Origin of the sequence: Bacillus sp. BR3(2024) (assembly GCF_039134555.1) — a bacterium.
GTDB lineage: Bacteria > Bacillota > Bacilli > Bacillales > Bacillaceae_G > Bacillus_A > Bacillus_A cereus.
The window spans coordinates 660,154-679,950 of sequence record NZ_CP152433.1; the positions used below are offsets into that span (position 1 = coordinate 660,154).

A 19,797-nucleotide genomic window follows, 5' to 3' on the forward strand; every position below is an offset into this window, starting at 1 on the left:
TGTTAGTATATTGTTTACATCATATGTTATCAAGATGAGATACAAGGAGGAAAAGATATGTCACGTGAAATAGTTTTATTTATAGCGGCGAGTTTAGATGGATATATTGCGAAAGAAAATGATGATTTAGAGTGGTTAATGGAAACGGAAGGAGAGGGAGATAATGGTTATACAGAAATGTACGAAACGATTGATACAATAATTATGGGAAAGAAAACGTACGATTATGTAGTAGAGCATACGGAAACATTCCCGTACTTAGATAAAGCATGTTATGTTTTTTCTCGTTCAGAAAAAGGTTCAGACGGAAACGTGGAATTTGTAAATGAAGATGTAGTGGAGTTTACAAAAAGGTTAAAAGCACAAGAAGGGTCTAAAATATGGATGGTTGGTGGAGGAGAGCTACTGAGAGAATTCTTTAAAAATAATCTAATTGATGAATATATTGTTACGATTACACCGCATATATTAGGCTCAGGTGTCCCATTATTTAAAGAAAAGAATCCAGAAATTAATTTAACTTTAACGGATACGAAACGTTTTGGGCAATTTGTAAATTTATATTATAAAGTAAAATGATAAAGTGAAACTTTAATCAGTGGGGGTTTTGTTCATCTCCCACTGATTATTAGTTGAACCAATCGGGCTTTTACGGGCAGTTGATCCCCCACCTAACTTCTTTGCTTCCGCTGAATTTTGATGTAGGGGTCTTACTGCCCGTTAATGCGGGATAAAGAAATGATAAAACAAGATCCATGATCAACTTCACTCGTGACAGTAATCGTCCCGCCGTGTAGCTCTACAATTTCTTTCACGATAGATAGTCCTAAACCAGTTCCACCTGTAGCTCGTGATCTTGCTTTATCAACTCGATAAAAGCGTTCGAAAATGTGAGGGAGGTCTTCAAGCGGAATACCTTCGCCTTCATCTTCAATTGCAATGGAAATATGTTTATGTTCTTCTGTAACAGAAATGTTTATATGAGAATGCTCTTTTGAATGTCTATAAGCGTTATTTAAAATATTCACAACAACTTGTTCGAATCGTTGTTCATCTAAGTTTACTAGCAGTGTAGGAGGACAAGAGAAAAAAACTTTAATGTACCTTTCTTTATACATGGCGTTTACTTTTTCACATATACGCGTAAGGAAGGTGTGTAAATGCACTTCCTTTACTTGAATAGAAAAGTTATGTTGTTCCATTTGTGCAAGTGAAAATAAATCTTGAACTAAGTTTGTAATGTAATCAGACTCATCTTTTATAATTGATAAATATCGCAAACGTTGTTCAGAAGGGGTGCTTTCTTTTAAAGCAATGTCAGCGTAACCTCTTACGTATGTTAACGGTGTTCGTAATTCGTGAGCGACACTTGCTAGAAATTCACTTCGCTCTGTTTTCATATAATGTAGATCATTTGCGAGCGTCTGAATAGATGATGCTAGTTCACCAATTTCATCATTTCGAGTAGTTGTTAATGAAACAGATAAATCACCTTTACTCATTTTTTCAGTGGCATGTTTCATGTGTAACAATGGTTTTGTTAATAATCGAGATAATAGGAAAATTGTGATGACTGTGAGTAGAAACGTGATGGCACCAGCAATAATGAATTGTTTCGTTAATCCATTAACTAACTTTTCAATTGATTCTGTTCCAAGAAACATGTACACATAGCCTTCATGTTTTCCATCTACTACAATGGGGCTAACTGTACATATATAATTAGATGTTTTCCAATGATTTTCTATAATCGCTCCATTATGGTCTGTTCGAGTTTGCATTTTACTAATATGATCGTTTATAGTCGTGTTTATTTCGTTAGATTTAGCTAGTATTTCTTTATTTGCATTTGTAATAACGACAGTTGTTTCAGCTTCAGATTCCATTAATGCTACGTGAGAGATGGTTTGCTCATCGTAATATTTTTCAAGTACATCTCGATGACTATTTCCTCGCTTTAATAAAGCTGTCATCTCTTCATTTACTCTAGTGTTTACAAGACTATAATAGAGCAAAATAAAGAGAACACTTTCAATTAAAAGTGTAACAATTAAAAAATAAAATCCGAATTGAATTGAAATTCGTTTCATCGTTTTGCCCCTTACTGTTCAGTATCAATCCATCGATAACCTACTCCATACACGGTTTTTAAATGATGATCAATAGGGAAATTTGCTTTTCGCAATTTATCACGTAAATTACGAATATGTGAATCGACTGTGCGATCTTCTGTATTTGTGTTTAACCCCCAAATTCGTTCGATGAGCTGATCACGGTTTAATACGTAGTTTACATGGCGTAAAAATAATCCGAGTAAAGAAAATTCAATTGGTGTGAGAAGGAGTTCTTCATTATGGACAGAAACGAAGTGTTTTGTTTCATCCCATACAATACCGTGATATTGGATTTGTTTATGTTCATTTGTACGTCTTAAAACGGCTTCAATTCTTGCGAAAAGTTCTTCTTCATGGAAAGGTTTCGTTACGTAATCATCGGCTCCAATTTTTAATCCTTGAACGACATCTACTGTTTGATCACGAGCTGTAACCATAATAATAGGAATGTTACTAAAAGATCGGATTTTTTTGCACGTTTCCCATCCGTCCATCTTTGGCATCATAATATCGAGTAAAACAAATTTAAAGTTTCGATTTTCTATATGTAAAATAGCTTCTTCTCCTGAAGTCGCACATACGCAGTTATATCCAATTGGTGTAAGATAAAGCGTTAATAATTCAAGCATTCTCGGTTCATCGTCTACGAGCAGTATATCAATCATAGAGAGCCCTCCATATTTATAATCGTTACTTAAAGTGTAATGCAAAATCATGAAGAAATGGTGCAGATTATGATGTGTCTGCATAATTTCTTCAGAATTGCTTGTTATTGTGGAGTTGAAATTACATTTTAGGTAATCATATTGGCTCAAAAATGATTAATACGGAGGCGGTATAGTGAAAAAAATGACCCGAATTTTTGGGATAACAATAATTACAGCAGTTGGTCTTGCTGCATGCGGACAAACGAATACAGACCATAAAAACCATGAATCTACAAAAGAGAAGAAAACAGAGCAAAAGGAAATGAAAATGAAAATGAATCAGGAGGTAACGGCGCCAAAAGAAATGAACCAAGGTGCATCTAATGATTTATTAACGACAAGTTTAAAAAATGTAACGAGATTAAACACAAACGACCCTTTGCAAATGGCAGTATTAACTTCACAAACGATATGGCCAGCAACTCATAAGGAGAACCAGCCAGGTGCTGTTATTTTAGTACCAGCAAGCGAGTGGCAATTAGGTATTGCGAGTGCAGACCTTATTCATCATCCGAATAACGGGCCGATTTTATTTATAGAAAAAGAAAAGATACCGGAAATGACGTTAAAAGAAATAAAACGATTAAATCCAATCGGAACGAAAGATGGAACACAAATTATGGTGATGGGGGATGTAGGTACTAGCGCGCTTGAGCAATTAAAAGGTTATAAAGTAAAACAAATAAAAGAAACAGATCCAGCTATATTTGCGAAGGATGTTGATAAGGAGTATGCCGATATAACAGGAAGCTACCCAAATAGTGTTATTATCGGTTCGTCTGAAGAAGAAGGACGTTTATATACAACACCAGCTGTAAACTGGATTTCTCATATGCCAGAACCGCTTTTATATACAGAAAAAGATAAGGTGCCAGAAGCGACAATAGAGGCATTAAAAATGAGAAAAGATAAAGCAAATATATATGTATTAGGGCCAGAAAAAATTGTTTCAAAAGAAGTAGAAAAAGAGCTAAGCAAATACGGGAAAGTAACGCGTATTAGTGGAGAGACCCCTACAGAAAACTCGATTGCGTTCGCTAAGTTTAAAGATGAAAAAACAAAATTTGGCTGGGGATTCACAAAACCTGGTCACGGTTTATCATTTGTTTCAAGTAAAACACCAGATTTAGCAGTTGCTGGGGCACCTTTTTCACATATGGGTAAACACGCACCTGCTGTATTATTAGAAGAAGGTAAAGCTTCACAACCAGTGTATGACTTCCTTGCAAGCATTCAGCCGAAGTTTAAAGATGATCCAACACTTGGACCATATAATCACGGTTTCTTATTAGGAAGTACGAGTGATATTTCATTTGAAACACAAGGAATACTAGATGAGAGGTTAGAAATTGTTCAGGAAAGTGGTCAAGGACACGGTGGACATTAATGAAATGAGAAAAGATGCTACTAAGGTAGTGTCTTTTTCTTTAGGAAACTTTTACATAGCAAAAAATCTTCTACTCGTTATATAATAGCTTTCGTGCAGTCGGCTAGATTTTCTTATGGAGAAAATCAAATTATAAAGGAGTAGAGGAGTGATATTTTGTTTCAAACGATAAAAAATGACTGGTTTTCTAATGTGAAAGGGGACGTGTTATCAGGAATTGTCGTTGCTTTAGCGTTAATCCCTGAAGCGATAGCCTTCTCTGTTATTGCAGGCGTGGATCCGACAGTTGGACTATACGCAGCCTTTTGTATTGCAGTTACCATTTCATTTGTTGGCGGAAGAACTGGAATGATTTCAGCTGCAACAGGTGCAATGGCATTATTAATGGTAACGCTTGTTAAAGATCATGGTTTGCAATATTTATTTGCTACAACAATATTAACAGGTGTTGTCCAGATTATTTTTGGCGTGTTCAAACTGAGCTCATTTATGAAGTTTGTTCCGAAATCTGTTATGAGTGGTTTTTTAAATTCACTTGGAATTTTAGTTTTTACAGCGCAATTGCCACATTTTAAAAATGCAACTTGGCAAATGTATGCACTCGTTGTATTAGGACTTGCAATTATATATTTATTTCCACGTATTACAACGGCTGTACCTTCTACGCTTATTTCAATTATTATTGTGACGAGTATTGCACTTATGAGCGGATTACAGTTGAAAACAGTAGGAGATATGGGAAGCCTGCCGAAAGAATTACCGTTCTTTAGTATTCCTGACGTGCCTTTTACACTTGAGACATTAGGGATTATTTTACCTTATGCAGTTATGCTTGCAATTATCGGTTTACTAGAATCATTATTAACAGCTTCAGTTTTAGATGATATGACGCATACGGAAAGTAATAAGCATAAAGAGGCACGTGGACAAGGGATCGCAAACATTGTTGCTGGTTTCTTCGGAGGAATGGCAGGTTGTGCAATGATCGGTCAATCTGTTATTAATATTAAATCAGGTGGACGAGGTCGCCTATCAACATTTGTAGCGGGCGGATTTTTAATCGTATTACTATTCGTTTTAGGAGATTATGTCGTTCATATTCCGATGGCAGCTTTAGTTGCAGTTATGATTATGGTTTCAATCGGAACGTTTGATTGGAACTCTGTAGCAACGATTCATAAAGTGCCAAAAGGGAACGCATTCGTCATGATCGTAACAGTCGTGGTCGTTCTTATCACTCATAATTTGGGATTAGGTGTAATTATCGGAACAGTAATTAGTGCGGTTTTATTTGCATTCAATATGGCAAAGATTCACGTGAAACATTTATATATTGAAAATAAGAAAATATACGAAATTCACGGTCAACTCTTCTTTGCATCTACAGCAGATTTTATAAATGCTTTTTCATTGGATGAAGATATAAAAGAAATCGAAATGAACTTTACTCATGCGCACGTATGGGATGATTCGGCAGTGGCATCAATTGATAAAGTTATTATGAAATATGAACAAAGTGGCGTGAAAGTAAGTATAACAGGATTAAATGAACGTAGCTCAAAACTTGTTGCAAATTTAGCTACTTATAATAAAAGAATTGCTAGTTAAAAGCCTCCTTTTTAGGGGGCTTTATTATATAATACGAGTAGGATAACGAAAAGGGGATTCAGCATATGTACAAACAAATTATATTAGCATGTGACGGTTCTGAACATGCACTTCGAGCAGCGGAACATGCAACATATATTGCAAAATGTAGCGAAGAAACAAATGTTGAAGTTGTGTACGTAGTAGATAATAGAACGGCAAAATCAGATATTATACAAGGTCAAACAGATTTAGAAACAATATCAGCTAGTCGAAAAGATAAATTAAAAGAGATTGAAGGTTTATTAAAGAAAGAGAACATTTCTTATACAATTACGATATTACATGGTGATCCTGGAGATACAATTGTTCAATATGTGAATACAGGAGATATAGATCTTGTCATTGCTGGAAGTAGAGGGCTCAATACACTGCAAGAAATGGTGCTGGGAAGTGTAAGTCATAAAATAGCAAAGCGTGTGAAATGTCCAGTGATGATTGTAAAATGAAATAGAATGTAACGAAGACCTTAGTATAACTGAGGTCTTTTTTTATGTATAAATGACTCTTATTTGTGGAAATACTAGATATATAAGTTGAAAAGATGTTAACTTACAAATTTGTAAGTTAGTTGTTAGAGAAATCGATGTTATGAAATTTTTCCCATTGGTAAAATAAAAGTATCAAAGGGGAGATAGGGAGGATGGAAGTAATGAAATCATTTCAAAATTTGTCATATAGCCAAGGTGTCAGTCTTATTTGTTTAGGGGGATTTGCTGCATCTGTTACGTTAGCCGTTTTAATAAAGGTGTTTCATCAAATCTTTTAATCTTATAGTAGGGAAGGAATGGGTTGTTATCATTAGTAGGAACAGCAATGAAAATAAAAAATAGCTCTTAGCATGTATGTAAATGCTAAGAGCTATTTTTATGCTTGTTATATATTATTTAAGCTTGTTTTGATTTTACTGACCCTGTATTTAAAGTAAGAGCAAGGAAGAACATTGCAAGTACGCAAGATGCAAGTAATAAGATGAATCCGCCATCCCATCCGAATGCATCTACGATAAAGCCCATAGCTGCACTAGCGAAAGCTGCTCCGCCTAAGTAACCGAAGAATCCAGTTAAGCCTGCTGCAGTTCCAGCAGCTTTCTTTGGTGCTAAATCTAGAGCGTGTAGACCAATTAACATAACCGGTCCGTAAATTAAAAATCCAATTGCGACAAGTGCGATACTATCAACCATTGGATTACCAGGAGGGTTTAACCAGTAAACAAGAACTGCGATAAATACACCAACCATAAATAGAATACCAGCAGGTGCACGACGTCCTTTAAATAGTTTATCACTCATCCATCCGCAAAGAAGTGTACCTGGAATACCAGCCCATTCATATAGAGCGTAAGCAGTACGTGAGCTACTATGAGTAAAGCTTTTTTCTTCTACTAAATAAGTAGGAGCCCAGTCTACAACGCCGTAACGTACGAAATATACGAAAACGTTCGCAATAGCGATGTACCATAAAAACTTATTGTTTAATACGTATTTAAATAAAATTTCCTTTACTGAAAGTTCGCGTTCGCGATCTTTTACTTTTTCATCTGGTGGATATTCCCCAGTATGTTCTTCAATAGAAGGTAGTCCACAAGATTGAGGTGTATCTTTCATCGTAATTAATACATAAATACCAACTAAAATTGAAAGAATACCTGGGAAGTAAAAAATACTTTTCCAGTCATCTGCGAAGAAGTATAAGCCTAATGTTACAAGGGAAGGCATAAGCGCTCCGCCAACATTATGAGCGACGTTCCAAATAGACATTTTTGTACCACGTTCGCTAATAGAGAACCAGTGCACCATCGTACGACCACAAGGAGGCCATCCCATACCTTGTACCCATCCATTTAAAAACTGAAGTACAAACATAAGTATAATGCTCGTTGTAATGAAAGAAAATGAGCCGAAAATAATATTAATGATACCTGATAAAAATAGCCCAGCTGCTAAAAAGTAGCGAGGATTACAACGATCGGATACGATACCCATAAGAAATTTACTTAATCCGTAAGCAATAGAAACTGCTGAAAGGATAACCCCAAGTTCCCCTTTACTAAAGCCTTGCTCGATTAAGTATGGCATTGCTAGTGAAAAGTTTTTTCGAACAAAGTAGTAGCCTGCATAACCGATGAAGATACCTAAGAATACTTGTAAACGTAATTTACGGTATTCGCTATCAACGCGATCAGCTGGTAAGCGTTCCGCGTGGGGCGCAGGTTTAAATAATTGTGTGAAAAACATAAAATGAAAATCCTCCCCTAATTAATTCGAAGCGTTTTAAGACAGAGAATATAAAAAGGCCATGAAATATAAAAAAGTTTCCTTTTTTATGATTCATAGCCGTGTACTCCGTTTCTCCGTGACTGTCAATATTAACTTCGTCGAAAATTATACAACTTTGTGACAAAAATGTAAACGTTTTTATGAATAAAAGTATTGACGGATTTTGTTCGCGGGATTAATATTTAAATACGTTAAATATTTTATTGTTTAAATAAGAGGTGGATAACATGCCAAATGATATGACGCATATCGATAAAATTCAAGCTCTTGCCTTTTCGATTGGAAAGAAAATGCAGACGGAGTTATTAGAACAAATGCAAGCAACAGGACTTACACCACCGCAGTTTTATATTTTAAAGATTTTAGATCATTATGGGGCTTCAAGAGCGACAACATTAGCAAAAAAGATGTATGTGAAGCCTAGCGCGATTACAGTGATGATTGATCGTCTAATCGATCAAGAACTTGTAGAACGCTATCACGACAAAGATGACCGTCGTGTTGTCATCATCGAGTTAACGAAAAAGGGGAAAGCTAGAGTAGAAGAGGCAATGACAGCTCGCAACGAGCATATTGCAAAATACTTTTCACATTTAGAGTTGCAAGAAAGAGAAGATTTATTACGTCTCTTTGAGAAGTTAGAAACCATTATTTGCGGGACACAAGAGAAAAAAGAGAATAACTAAGAGGAATTGAGGAGATTACATGGAGCAACAAGAAAATCAAAATAGAAAGTTGTTGTTAATCGGTTTAGTAATCGCGATGCTATTTGCTGCATTAGATGGAACAATTGTTGGTACAGCAATGCCACGTATCGTCGGTGACCTAGGCGGATTAAGTTTAATGACATGGTTAACGACAGCTTATATGTTAACATCAACGACAGTTGTACCAATTGCAGGTAAATTAGCGGATTTACTTGGTCGTCGTAACGTATATATAACAGGGCTAGTTATTTTCATGATTGGTTCGGCGTTATGTGGTATGGCGAATGGTATGACAGAATTAATTATTTTCCGTGGTATTCAAGGTCTTGGTGGCGGTATTATGATGCCAATGGCTATGATTATTATTGGAGATATGTTCACGGGAAAAGAACGTGCGAAATGGCAAGGTATTTTTGGTGCGTTATACGGTCTTGCTTCTGTAATTGGACCGCAAGTTGGTGGTTGGATTGTAGATGCAGTGAACTGGAGATGGGTATTCTACATTAACTTACCGGTTGGTATTTTAGCAACAATCTTTATTGCAATGGGATTAAAATCACATAAACAAACAGGACCAATTAAAATTGATATCGCTGGAATCTTTACGATGATTCTAGGTGTTGTAAGTTTATTACTTGCGCTAACGTTTGGCGGAAAAGATTATGCATGGGATTCTTGGCAAATTATCGGTTTATTCGCACTAGCTGTAATTGGTATCGTTAGCTTTGTTATTGTTGAAACGAAAGCTGAAGAGCCGATTTTACCAATGCATTTCTTTAAAAATCGCACATTTACAATACTGAATGCGATTGGATTCTTTATGAGTATTGGAATGTTCGGCGCGATTATGTTCGTACCATTCTTCATGCAAGGTATTGTAGGAGTAAGTGCTGCTGAATCAGGAACAATTATGACTCCAATGATGATTACAATGATTGTAATGAGTATTATCGGTGGGCAACTTGTATTAAAAGTTGGTGTAAAACCACAAATTATCGCAGGTATGCTTATTATGGCCGGTGGTTTTTGGTTATTAACAACGATGGATATGCACACAACGAAGCTTACAGCTACTTCTTATATGATGGTTATCGGTTTAGGAATGGGTCTTGTAATGCCGACATTAACATTAGCGTTACAAGAAAGCTTCCCGAAAAAAGACCTTGGTGTCGTAACGTCATCAAGTCAGTTCTTCCGTCAAATTGGTGGAACATTTGGTATTACAATTTTAGGATCAATTATGAATAACACTTCAGGTACAACGTTAACAAATAAATTAGTACCTGTATTAGATACATTCCCGAAAGAAGCGGGACAAATGGTAACGAAATTTAAAGATATGATTCACACAGATCCACAAGGTTTATATTCGATGCTATTTAGCCCAGAGGCATTAAAACAAATGCCAGAAGCGTTTGCTAACAGCATTGTACCTATTTTGAAAAACTCTTTAGTAGACTCGCTTCATACTGTATTCTTAACAGGATTAGTATTTATCGTAGTAGGTGCCATCTTTACGATTTTCTTACAAAAAATTAAACTATCAGATCGTAAAAAAGATGCTGAAGAGCCTGCTGTTGAAGAAAAAGAAAAAACTGTATCATACTCGTAATGAAGAAGCATCGCCTTATGGCGGTGCTTTTTTGAGTATAACCTTAAAAGCTTTTTAGTGAGAAATGATTGACGTATTTTTAGAAATACGTTATATTATTTTCTGTAAACGGTTACATGAAATGAGGAGAAAAGAGAATGAGTACGATTAAAGACGTTGCGAAATTAGCGGGAGTATCTGTTGCGACCGTTTCCAGAGTTCTAAATAAAAATGGATATGTTCATGAAGATACATTAAAAAAGGTAGAGCGTGCAATAGAGATGTTAGATTATAAGCCTAGTACAGTAGCGCGTTCACTGTATAATAAAAAGTCTCGTTTAATTGGCTTAGTTGTTCCGAATATCGTGAATCCGTTCTTTCCAGAAGTTGCACGTGCCGTAGAAGATGTAGCACATAAACAAGGTTACACAGTTGTTCTTTGTAACTCTGATGAAAGTTTAGAAAAAGAGAAACAATACATTGATGTACTTAGACAAAATAATGTAGATGGATTTATTGTAGCAACGAATCCACAAAATAGTGTTAATTACATGAATTTATCTGTTCCGGTTGTTGCGATTGACCGTATGTTTAATGAGCGTATTCCTACTGTATATGCAGATAACTATGCAGGAAGTCAGGCTGCGACAAAGTTGTTACTAGATAAAGGATGTAAACATATTGCACATATTCGCGGACCACGTGATGTGAGTACTGCAAATGAACGTTTTGAAGGTTTTGTAGACGTTATTACGCAAAATAATCTTTCGTATATGATTGCGGAGAGTACGTTTGAGCCAGCAAATAGTGAGCGTGTAGCGATGGAATTATTAGAAGAATACCCGCATATTGATGGTATTGTTGCTGGGAATGATTTAATTGCGATTGGTATTGTAAAGGCTGCACTTCAAAAGGGGATTGCCATTCCAGATGATTTACAAATTATCGGATTTGATGGCATTTCTTTAACGGAAATGATGTATCCATCTATTACAACAGTTGCACAACCGATATATGAAATGGGGAAAATTGCAACAGAGTTGTTGTTAGAGCAAATGGAAGGAAATACATTAGAAGAGAAACACTATCGTTTGCCAATTGAAATTATAGAACGAAATACAACGAAGTAAGGAGATGAAACAGATGCCAAATATTGCAGTAGTAGGAAGCATTTCAATGGACTTAGTGGCTGTTTCAAAAAAACGGCCGAAAGCAGGAGAAACAGTAATTGGTGAAGCGTTTCATACAATCCCAGGAGGGAAAGGGGCAAACCAAGCAGTTGCTGCAGCTAGGTTAGGAGCAAATGTAGCAATGGTTGGAGCGGTAGGAAATGATGATTATGGAACAGTAGTTAGAAAAAATTTAGAGAACGAACGCATTTTTATCGATTATGTGGTACCGGTTACAGATAGAACGACAGGAATTGCTCATATCGTTTTAGCAGAAGAAGATAACAGTATTGTTGTCGTACAAGGGGCAAATGCTCTTGTAAATAAGTCAGTTGTAGATCGCTCCAAAGACCTTCTTGTAAAAGCGGATATGGTTGTTCTTCAACTAGAAATTCCACTTGAAACAGTAAAATATGTATTGGCTATTTGTGAGGAACATAATATTCCTGTTATGTTGAATCCAGCGCCAGCACAAGTTTTATCAGAAGAAATTTTAGAAAAAGCAACTTATATTACGCCAAATGAACATGAGTGCCGCATCGTATTAGATGATTTTACATCACCAATTGAAGATTTATTGGCGAAGTATCCAAATAAATTATTGATGACAGAAGGTTCTAACGGTGTTCGTTTCCATAATGGAACAGAGATTGTACATGTTCCTAGCATTGCTGTTGATGTAGTGGATACAACTGGAGCTGGTGATACATTTAATGGTGCGTTAGCAGTTGCACTTTCTGAAGGAGAGACACTTCAAAAAGCAATTCGTTTCGCGAATATTGCCGGTGGTCTTTCTGTAACGAAACTTGGGGCACAGGGCGGTATGCCAACGAGAGATCGAGTACGTGAAGTGCAGGTGATTGTTGGATGAAAAAGCATGGTGTATTAAACAGTGAAATCGCGGCAGTCCTTGCTTCACTTGGGCATACAGATACGGTTGTAATTGCTGATTGCGGTTTACCAATTCCTGACGGAGTAAAACGAATTGATTTAGCTGTTGAGATTGGAAAACCGAGTTTTTTAGAGGTGTTACAAGTTGTAGCTGATGATATGGCAATCGAAAAAGTGACGTTAGCAGAAGAAGTCATTATAAATAATGCGGAAGTAAATAAAGAGATCGAACAGAAATTAATAGAGCCAGCATTTGAGTATGTATCTCATGAACAATTTAAAGAGCATACAAAGAAAGCGAAGGCAATTATTCGTACAGGCGAGGCTACGCCTTATGCAAATGTAATTTTACATGCAGGCGTGATTTTTTAATAAAGGGAAGTGATGGGAATGCATATTGAAATGAAAAACATTTCAAAGGCGTTCAATGGCAATCCTGTTTTGAAGAATGCACAGTTTATGATTGAAACAGGAGAAGTCCATGCATTGATGGGGGAAAATGGAGCGGGTAAATCAACGCTCATGAAGATTTTAACAGGTGTATACAAAAAAGATGGTGGGACAATCAAGATTGATGGGCAAGAGCGCACCTTTAAAAATGCGAAAGAAGCTGAAGAGTACGGCATCGCATTTATACATCAAGAACTAAACATATTGCCGAATTTAACAGTAGCTGAAAATATGTTTCTCGGTAAAGAGTTAATGTATGGGAAAACAGGTATTTTACGCACTCGACAAATGAACGCGATTGCGCAGCAGCAACTAGCAGAGCTAGGGCTGCATGTAAGAGGCGCTATGTTAGCAGAGGAATTATCGGTTGGACAACAGCAAATTATCGAAATTGCGAAAGCATTAATGACAAACGCGAGCGTTATTATTATGGATGAACCTACTGCGGCACTGACGGATCGTGAAATCGAAACGCTCTTTACAGTAATCAATAAGTTACGTAAAAAAGGTGTTTCATTCGTGTACATTTCGCATCGTATGGAAGAGATTTTCTCAATATGTGATGCTATTACGATTTTGCGTGATGGAGAATACGTGGGAAAGAGATTAATTCCAGAAACATCATTTGATGAAGTAGTGAGTATGATGGTGGGGCGCAGCATTGGTGAACGTTACCCAGAGCGAAATAGTCAAATTGGTGATGTCATTTTTGAAATGCGTAATGGAACGAAGAAAGGGAAATTTGAAAATATTTCGTTTCAAGTGAGGAAAGGTGAAATCCTTGGTGTAGCTGGTTTGATGGGGGCTGGTCGCACTGATATTATGAAAGCGATATTTGGTTATGAACCTTTAGACTCTGGACAAATTTTTATAAATGGACAAGAAGTAAAGATTGATAGTCCAATAGATGCAATTAGACAAAGAATTGCTTTCATTACAGAAGATAGAAAGTCTGAAGGATTAGTGTTAGATTTTTCAATTCGAGAAAATTTAGCTTTACCGAATTTAGAAAATCTTTCAAAGGGAAGTGTTCTAAGCAATGAGCTAGAACAACAGTTTACAGAGGATATGATGAAGCTTCTTAATGTGAAAGCATCTAGCGGAGAGCAGGCAGTGAAATCTCTTTCTGGTGGAAATCAGCAAAAGATTGTAATCGCAAAATGGCTAGGCATTCATCCGCAATTACTCATTTTAGATGAGCCAACAAGAGGTGTCGATGTTGGAGCGAAAAAAGAAATTTACTCTATTATGAATAAGCTTACAGAGCAAGGCGATGCCGTTATTATGGTATCATCTGAGCTTCCGGAAGTTTTAGGGATGAGTGATCGAGTTCTTGTTATTCATGAAGGAAAAGTCGGCGGAATTTTAGGGAAAGATGAGGCATCACAAGAGTCTATTATGGCACTAGCTACAGGGGGAGAGTAAGGATGGCTAAGAAGGGGAATGTATTACAACAACTCGGTTCTTTAATCGGTTTAGTATTAATTATCGTCGTAATTACAGCTTTAAATCCAGCGTTCATTGAAATTCCAAATTTATTTAATATACTGCGTCAAGTATCGATTAATGCGCTTATTGCATTTGGAATGACCTTCGTAATTTTAACAGGGGGTATTGACTTATCGGTAGGTTCTATTTTAGCATTATCAAGTGCACTTGTTGCTGGAATGATGGCAAGTGGCATGGATCCGTTCCTTGCAATGGTAGTTGGACTATTAGCAGGTCTTGTAATGGGAATTGTAAACGGTATCATCATTGCGAAAGGAAAAGTAGCTCCATTTATTGCAACTTTAGCAACAATGACTATTTTTCGTGGGTTGACGCTTGTTTATATGGACGGACGTCCGATCACTGGTCTTGGTGATCATTTAATGTTCCAAATGTTTGGCCGCGGTTATTTTCTTGGTATTCCGGTACCCGCTGTTACAATGATGATCGCTTTCGCAGTACTGTACTTCATTTTGAAGAAAACGACATTTGGTCGCCGTACATTTGCAATTGGTGGAAATGAAGAAGCAGCAGCACTATCAGGTATTAATGTTACGAGAATTAAAGTAATGATTTACGGTCTTTCCGGAATTTTGGCAGCGCTTGCAGGTATTGTCTTAACATCACGATTAGATTCTGCACAGCCGACTGCAGGTACTTCTTATGAATTAGATGCAATTGCAGCAGTTGTATTAGGTGGAACAAGTCTTTCTGGGGGAAGAGGATGGATTGTTGGTACATTCATCGGTGTACTTATTATCGGTGTACTAAATAACGGTTTAAATTTATTAGGTGTATCTTCTTTCTTCCAACAAGTTGTAAAAGGACTTGTAATCTTATTAGCTGTATTAATTGATCGTAGAAAAGAAGCGTAATGGAGGGACAGTTCATGAAGAAATGGTTACTTATACTCGTTGCATGTATTATGGTCATTACTGCTGGTTGTTCAATGGAACCGCCAGAATGGGCAAAGGATTCTAGCGATAAAGGTCGAAATAAAACTATTAAAGTTGGATTCTCTGTTTCAACTTTAAATAATCCCTTCTTTGTAACTTTGAAAAAGGGGGCAGAAAAGAAAGCGAAAGATAGTGGCATCGAATTGATTGCTGTTGATGCGCAAAATGATGCAGCAAAGCAAACGAACGATGTTGAAGATTTAATTCAAAAGGGTGTCGATGTAGTTGTTATTAATCCGACCGATTCAGATGCTGTTGCTTCAGCAGTAAGTGCAGCAAACGCAGCAAATGTTCCTGTTATTACAGTAGACCGCGTTGCGAATTCAGGTAAGGTTGTTTCTCACATTGCATCTAATAATATCGAAGGTGGTCAAATGGCTAGTGATTACATTCGTGAATTAGTCGGCGAAGGAGCAAACGTTGCTGAGTTAGAAGGAATCCCTGGATCGTCTGCTGCTCGTGAACGTGGGAAAGGATTCCATAACGTAGCCGATAAGTCTTTAAAAGTAGTTGCCAAACAAGCGGCTGATTTTGATAGAGCGAAAGGATTATCTGTTATGGAAAACATTTTGCAAGCAAATAGCGATATTAAAGCCGTGTTTGCTCATAACGACGAGATGGCATTAGGTGCACTTGAAGCATTGAAGTCTGCTGGAAAAACAGATGTAGTAGTTGTTGGATTTGATGCAACAGAAGATGCTGTGAAAGCGGTTAACGATGGGCGTATGGCTGCAACAGTCGCTCAAAAACCAGAATTAATCGGAGAGAAGGCGATGCAAACAGCAAAAGAGATAACACAAGGTAAAAAAGTGGACAAATCTATTCCGATTGAATTAGAGCTTATTAAGAAAAATAAATAAATATAAAATGAAAATTAGGAAGGAAGAACAACAAATGAAATTCTTTATTGATACAGCAAACATTAACGAAATTAAAGAGGCAAATGAATTAGGCGTATTAGCTGGAGTAACGACAAATCCATCACTTGTAGCAAAAGAAGGCGTAGATTTCCACGAGCGCATTCGTGAAATTTGCAACGTTGTAGAAGGACCTGTAAGTGCAGAAGTAATTAGCTTAGAAGCTGATAAAATGATTGAAGAAGGAAAAGAATTAGCGAAGATTGCTCCAAACGTTGTTGTAAAAGTTCCAATGACAACAGAAGGTTTAAAAGCAGTAAAAGCGTTCTCTGATTTAGGAATTCGTACAAACGTTACATTAGTATTCTCAGCAGTTCAAGCATTACTTGCTGCTCGTGCTGGTGCAACGTACGTTTCACCATTCTTAGGTCGTTTAGATGATATCGGTCATAACGGTATGGATTTAATTCGTCAAATCGCAGAAATCTTTGCAATTCATGGTATCGAAACAGAAATCATCGCAGCATCTGTACGTCACAGCGTTCACGTAACTGACGCAGCATTAAACGGTGCACATATTGCAACAATCCCAGCAAACGTAATTGCTTCATTAGTGAAGCACCCATTAACAGATCAAGGAATTGAGAAATTCTTAGCTGATTGGGAAAAAACACAAGAGAAATAATAGAAAAGCAAGAATCCTAGTTTAATTGACTAGGATTCTTTTTTTATTTAAAAGAATTTTCATGCAATTTTGCATATTGTCTTTTAAATTTGTTATATAAGATATTTAATATATATCACATAACTCTTTATTTTTAATATTTCGACATAAAGTGAAACTTTAATCAGTGGGGGCTTTGTTCATCCCCCCACTGATTATTAATTGAACCAAGGGATAAAAAGATAGAGGGTCTGACCAGAAAACTGGAGGGCATGATTCTATAACAAAAAGCTTAATGTTTATAGAATTATGTCTTTTTATATAGGGAGGGTAGTAAACAGAGATTTGGACAAAAATGCACCGATTTATCTGAATTTTAAGTTTTATAAAGGGGAGAAATGGAATGAGAAGAAAAGCACCATTTAAAGTGTTGTCATCATTAGCAATTGCGGCAATTATCGGATGTACATCTGTAATGAGTGCTCCGTTAGCATATGCAGAAACGGTAGCAAAAGAGAAAGATAGTGTATCTACAACACCAATTGATTACAATTTAATTCAAGAAGATCGTTTAGCGGAAGCTCTGAAAGAAAGAGGAACAATTAATCCAGCATCTTCTAAAGAAGAGACGAAAAAAGCTGTTGAGCAATATATTGAAAAGAAACAAGGAGATCAGGCGAATAAAGAAATTCTTCCAGATGCTCACTCACAAGAAACATCTGATTTCACAAAAAAAGTAAAAGAGAAAAAGATGGAAGAAAAGGAAAATGTAAAAAAGGCTGAAAAAAATGTTAGCCTTGAGCAAAAGCCAGAACCAAATAAAAAGCAATTGAATGGGCAAGTTCCAACTTCAAAAGCAAAGCAAGCTCCATATAAGGGATCTGTTCGATCGGATAAAGTATTAGTGTTACTCGTTGAATTTAGTGATTATAAACATAATAATATTGATCAAACACCAGGTTATATGTATTCGAAAGACTTTAGTAGAGAACATTATCAAAAGATGTTGTTCGGTAATGAGCCGTATACTTTATTTGATGGTTCAAAAGTAAAAACGTTTAAACAATACTATGAAGAGCAGTCTGGTGGTAGTTATACGACAGATGGATATGTAACGGAGTGGCTAACTGTTCCAGGAAAAGCATCTGATTATGGAGCTGATGGTAGCAGCGGTCACGATAATAAAGGTCCAAAGGGTGCACGTGATTTAGTGAAAGAAGCTTTGCATGCAGCTGCTGAGAAAGGACTAGATTTATCTCAGTTTGATCAATTTGATAGATATGATACAAACGGGGACGGGAATCAAAATGAACCTGACGGTGTAATTGATCATTTAATGGTAATCCATGCTGGTGTTGGTCAAGAAGCTGGTGGCGGTAAATTAGGTGATGATGCGATCTGGTCACATCGTTCAAAATTAGCAGTAGATCCAGTAGCGATTGAAGGTACGAAATCAAAGGTAGATTACTTTGGTGGTAAAGTAGCAGCACATGATTACACAATTGAACCAGAAGATGGAGCTGTAGGTGTGTTTGCACATGAATTTGGACATGATCTTGGATTACCAGATGAATATGACACGAAATATACTGGAAATGGTTCACCAGTCGAAGCTTGGTCATTAATGAGTGGAGGTAGTTGGACAGGGAAAATCGCAGGAACAGAGCCGACTAGTTTTTCACCACAAAATAAAGACTTCTTACAAAAGAATATGGGTGGCAACTGGGCAAAAATATTAGAAGTAGATTACGATAAAATTAAGAGTGGTGTGGGAGTTCCTACCTATATTGATCAAAGTGTTACGAAATCAAATCGTCCAGGCGTTGTACGTGTTAACTTACCAGGTAAAAGTGTTGAAACGATTAAACCGGAGTTTGGAAAGCATGCATATTATAGTACAAGAGGCGATGATATGCATACAACGTTAGAGACACCATTCTTTGATTTAACAAAGGGAACAAATGCAAAATTCGATTATAAAGCAAATTATGAGTTAGAAGCAGAGTGCGATTTCGTCGAAGTACATGTAGTAACAGAAGATGGAACGAAAACATTAATTGATAGACTTGGGGAAAAAGTAGTCCAAGGAGATAAAGATACAACAGATGGGAAATGGATTGATAAATCATATGATTTAAGTCAATTTAAAGGCAAAAAAGTGAAACTACAATTCGACTATATTACAGATCCGGCTGTAACATATAAAGGTTTTGCGATGGACAATGTAAATGTAACTGTTGATGGACAAGTTGTATTTTCTGATGATGCAGAAGGACAGTCTAAAATGAATTTAAATGGTTTTGTTGTTTCTGATGGGACAGAGAAGAAAGCTCATTATTACTACTTAGAGTGGAGAAATTATGCGGGATCAGATAATGGTTTAAAAGCAGGAAAAGGTCCAGTGTATAATACAGGTCTTGTCGTTTGGTATGCAGATGATAGTTTCAAAGATAACTGGGTTGGGGTGCATCCAGGTGAAGGATTCCTTGGTGTTGTAGATTCTCATCCAGAAGCGCTAGTTGGTAATTTAAACGGAAAACCAGCATACGGTAATACAGGCATGCAAATTGCAGATGCAGCATTTTCATTTGATAAAACACCAGCATGGAGTGTAAATTCATTAACACGTGGTCAGTTTAACTATTCTGGATTACAAGGTGTTACAACTTTTGATGATTCAAAAGTATATAGTAACAAGCAAATTGCAGACGCAGGAAGAAAAGTTCCAAACCTTGGACTTAAATTCCAAGTTGTTGGACAGGCAGAAGATAAATCGGCAGGCGCTGTTTGGATTAAACGTTAATAACATAAAAGCACATTCTTCATATGAAGAGTGTGCTTTTTAATTTGTACAGTAAGTTATTATTTTAGTTTATCCCGCATTAAAGGT

General features: G+C 36.6%; 18 protein-coding genes. 15 read left to right on the plus strand and 3 right to left on the minus strand.

Annotation, left to right across the window (positions count from 1 at the left end; all coding sequences use genetic code 11):
- Positions 1-57 precede the first annotated feature (57 nt).
- Positions 58-579, plus strand: coding sequence for a dihydrofolate reductase family protein (locus V7S45_RS03355; protein ID WP_000085779.1), 522 nt, complete (start codon positions 58-60; stop codon positions 577-579).
- Between the two features lie 131 nt (positions 580-710).
- On the opposite strand, the gene V7S45_RS03360 is transcribed toward V7S45_RS03355, so the two are convergent.
- The gene (locus V7S45_RS03360; RefSeq protein WP_088345275.1) at positions 711-2,090 is read right to left on the minus strand and encodes a HAMP domain-containing sensor histidine kinase; all 1,380 of its coding nucleotides are present in this window, start codon (positions 2,088-2,090) and stop codon (positions 711-713) included.
- An 11-nt stretch (positions 2,091-2,101) separates the two neighbouring features.
- On the minus strand, positions 2,102-2,779 hold the full coding sequence (locus V7S45_RS03365; RefSeq protein WP_000565475.1) for a response regulator transcription factor: 678 nt from the start codon (positions 2,777-2,779) through the stop codon (positions 2,102-2,104).
- A gap of 175 nt (positions 2,780-2,954) precedes the next feature.
- On the opposite strand from V7S45_RS03365, the gene V7S45_RS03370 reads away from it, so the two are divergent.
- The 4 genes from V7S45_RS03370 to V7S45_RS03385 all read left to right on the plus strand — a co-directional run bounded on the left by V7S45_RS03370 (position 2,955) and on the right by V7S45_RS03385 (position 6,624).
- On the plus strand, positions 2,955-4,208 hold the full coding sequence (locus V7S45_RS03370; RefSeq protein WP_088345277.1) for an ArsR family transcriptional regulator: 1,254 nt from the start codon (positions 2,955-2,957) through the stop codon (positions 4,206-4,208).
- 156 nt (positions 4,209-4,364) lie between these two features.
- Positions 4,365-5,816 (plus strand): SulP family inorganic anion transporter, encoded by a 1,452-nt coding sequence (locus V7S45_RS03375; RefSeq protein WP_342761652.1) that lies wholly within the window; start codon positions 4,365-4,367, stop codon positions 5,814-5,816.
- A gap of 65 nt (positions 5,817-5,881) precedes the next feature.
- A complete protein-coding gene (locus V7S45_RS03380; protein WP_000277999.1) occupies positions 5,882-6,304 on the plus strand; it encodes a universal stress protein in 423 nt (140 codons plus the stop codon).
- A gap of 203 nt (positions 6,305-6,507) precedes the next feature.
- The gene (locus tag V7S45_RS03385) at positions 6,508-6,624 is read left to right on the plus strand and encodes a DUF4027 family protein (protein ID WP_000834733.1); all 117 of its coding nucleotides are present in this window, start codon (positions 6,508-6,510) and stop codon (positions 6,622-6,624) included.
- Between the two features lie 118 nt (positions 6,625-6,742).
- Here the strand turns inward: V7S45_RS03385 and glpT are convergent, their stop codons facing one another.
- Positions 6,743-8,092: a glycerol-3-phosphate transporter gene (glpT, locus tag V7S45_RS03390; protein ID WP_000466385.1), complete on the minus strand. Its 1,350-nt coding sequence runs from the start codon at positions 8,090-8,092 to the stop codon at positions 6,743-6,745.
- 269 nt (positions 8,093-8,361) lie between these two features.
- Here glpT and V7S45_RS03395 point away from each other — a divergent pair, with 269 nt between their 5' ends.
- From V7S45_RS03395 to inhA2, 10 genes are all read left to right on the plus strand, one after another.
- Complete coding sequence (locus tag V7S45_RS03395; RefSeq protein WP_001132365.1) at positions 8,362-8,820, plus strand: MarR family transcriptional regulator; 459 nt, start codon at positions 8,362-8,364, stop codon at positions 8,818-8,820.
- Between the two features lie 19 nt (positions 8,821-8,839).
- The gene (locus tag V7S45_RS03400) at positions 8,840-10,453 is read left to right on the plus strand and encodes an MDR family MFS transporter (protein ID WP_000437647.1); all 1,614 of its coding nucleotides are present in this window, start codon (positions 8,840-8,842) and stop codon (positions 10,451-10,453) included.
- Positions 10,454-10,590: 137 nt separating this feature from the next.
- Positions 10,591-11,562, plus strand: coding sequence for a ribose operon transcriptional repressor RbsR (rbsR, locus tag V7S45_RS03405; RefSeq protein ID WP_000104051.1), 972 nt, complete (start codon positions 10,591-10,593; stop codon positions 11,560-11,562).
- Positions 11,563-11,575: 13 nt separating this feature from the next.
- Positions 11,576-12,472: a ribokinase gene (rbsK, locus tag V7S45_RS03410; RefSeq protein WP_001132865.1), complete on the plus strand. Its 897-nt coding sequence runs from the start codon at positions 11,576-11,578 to the stop codon at positions 12,470-12,472.
- Complete coding sequence (gene rbsD, locus V7S45_RS03415; protein ID WP_000716151.1) at positions 12,469-12,864, plus strand: D-ribose pyranase; 396 nt, start codon at positions 12,469-12,471, stop codon at positions 12,862-12,864. Before rbsK ends, rbsD begins: the two co-directional genes overlap by 4 nt.
- Before the next feature lie 18 nt (positions 12,865-12,882).
- Positions 12,883-14,367, plus strand: a complete 1,485-nt coding sequence (gene rbsA, locus V7S45_RS03420; protein ID WP_000546779.1) for a ribose ABC transporter ATP-binding protein RbsA — start codon at positions 12,883-12,885, stop codon at positions 14,365-14,367.
- Between the two features lie 2 nt (positions 14,368-14,369).
- Positions 14,370-15,305: a ribose ABC transporter permease gene (rbsC, locus tag V7S45_RS03425; protein WP_001074646.1), complete on the plus strand. Its 936-nt coding sequence runs from the start codon at positions 14,370-14,372 to the stop codon at positions 15,303-15,305.
- A gap of 14 nt (positions 15,306-15,319) precedes the next feature.
- Complete coding sequence (rbsB, locus tag V7S45_RS03430; protein WP_000758976.1) at positions 15,320-16,246, plus strand: ribose ABC transporter substrate-binding protein RbsB; 927 nt, start codon at positions 15,320-15,322, stop codon at positions 16,244-16,246.
- A 34-nt stretch (positions 16,247-16,280) separates the two neighbouring features.
- Complete coding sequence (fsa, locus tag V7S45_RS03435) at positions 16,281-16,928, plus strand: fructose-6-phosphate aldolase (protein WP_000667670.1); 648 nt, start codon at positions 16,281-16,283, stop codon at positions 16,926-16,928.
- A 382-nt stretch (positions 16,929-17,310) separates the two neighbouring features.
- Positions 17,311-19,710 carry a M6 family metalloprotease immune inhibitor InhA2 gene (gene inhA2 / locus V7S45_RS03440; RefSeq protein WP_001252987.1) on the plus strand — a complete coding sequence of 800 codons (2,400 nt, stop codon included), beginning with the start codon at positions 17,311-17,313 and terminating at the stop codon, positions 19,708-19,710.
- The last annotated feature ends 87 nt before the right edge of the window (positions 19,711-19,797 follow it).

Coding starts and splice junctions, on each gene's coding strand:
- V7S45_RS03355 (WP_000085779.1), top strand. CDS start 58: ATGTCACGTGAAATAGTTTTATTTATAGCGGCGAGTTTAGATGGATAT.
- V7S45_RS03360 (WP_088345275.1), bottom strand. CDS start 2,090: ATGAAACGAATTTCAATTCAATTCGGATTTTATTTTTTAATTGTTACA.
- V7S45_RS03365 (WP_000565475.1), bottom strand. CDS start 2,779: ATGATTGATATACTGCTCGTAGACGATGAACCGAGAATGCTTGAATTA.
- V7S45_RS03380 (WP_000277999.1), top strand. CDS start 5,882: ATGTACAAACAAATTATATTAGCATGTGACGGTTCTGAACATGCACTT.
- V7S45_RS03385 (WP_000834733.1), top strand. CDS start 6,508: ATGAAATCATTTCAAAATTTGTCATATAGCCAAGGTGTCAGTCTTATT.
- glpT (WP_000466385.1), bottom strand. CDS start 8,092: ATGTTTTTCACACAATTATTTAAACCTGCGCCCCACGCGGAACGCTTA.
- V7S45_RS03395 (WP_001132365.1), top strand. CDS start 8,362: ATGCCAAATGATATGACGCATATCGATAAAATTCAAGCTCTTGCCTTT.
- V7S45_RS03400 (WP_000437647.1), top strand. CDS start 8,840: ATGGAGCAACAAGAAAATCAAAATAGAAAGTTGTTGTTAATCGGTTTA.
- rbsR (WP_000104051.1), top strand. CDS start 10,591: ATGAGTACGATTAAAGACGTTGCGAAATTAGCGGGAGTATCTGTTGCG.
- rbsK (WP_001132865.1), top strand. CDS start 11,576: ATGCCAAATATTGCAGTAGTAGGAAGCATTTCAATGGACTTAGTGGCT.
- rbsD (WP_000716151.1), top strand. CDS start 12,469: ATGAAAAAGCATGGTGTATTAAACAGTGAAATCGCGGCAGTCCTTGCT.
- rbsA (WP_000546779.1), top strand. CDS start 12,883: ATGCATATTGAAATGAAAAACATTTCAAAGGCGTTCAATGGCAATCCT.
- rbsC (WP_001074646.1), top strand. CDS start 14,370: ATGGCTAAGAAGGGGAATGTATTACAACAACTCGGTTCTTTAATCGGT.
- rbsB (WP_000758976.1), top strand. CDS start 15,320: ATGAAGAAATGGTTACTTATACTCGTTGCATGTATTATGGTCATTACT.
- fsa (WP_000667670.1), top strand. CDS start 16,281: ATGAAATTCTTTATTGATACAGCAAACATTAACGAAATTAAAGAGGCA.
- inhA2 (WP_001252987.1), top strand. CDS start 17,311: ATGAGAAGAAAAGCACCATTTAAAGTGTTGTCATCATTAGCAATTGCG.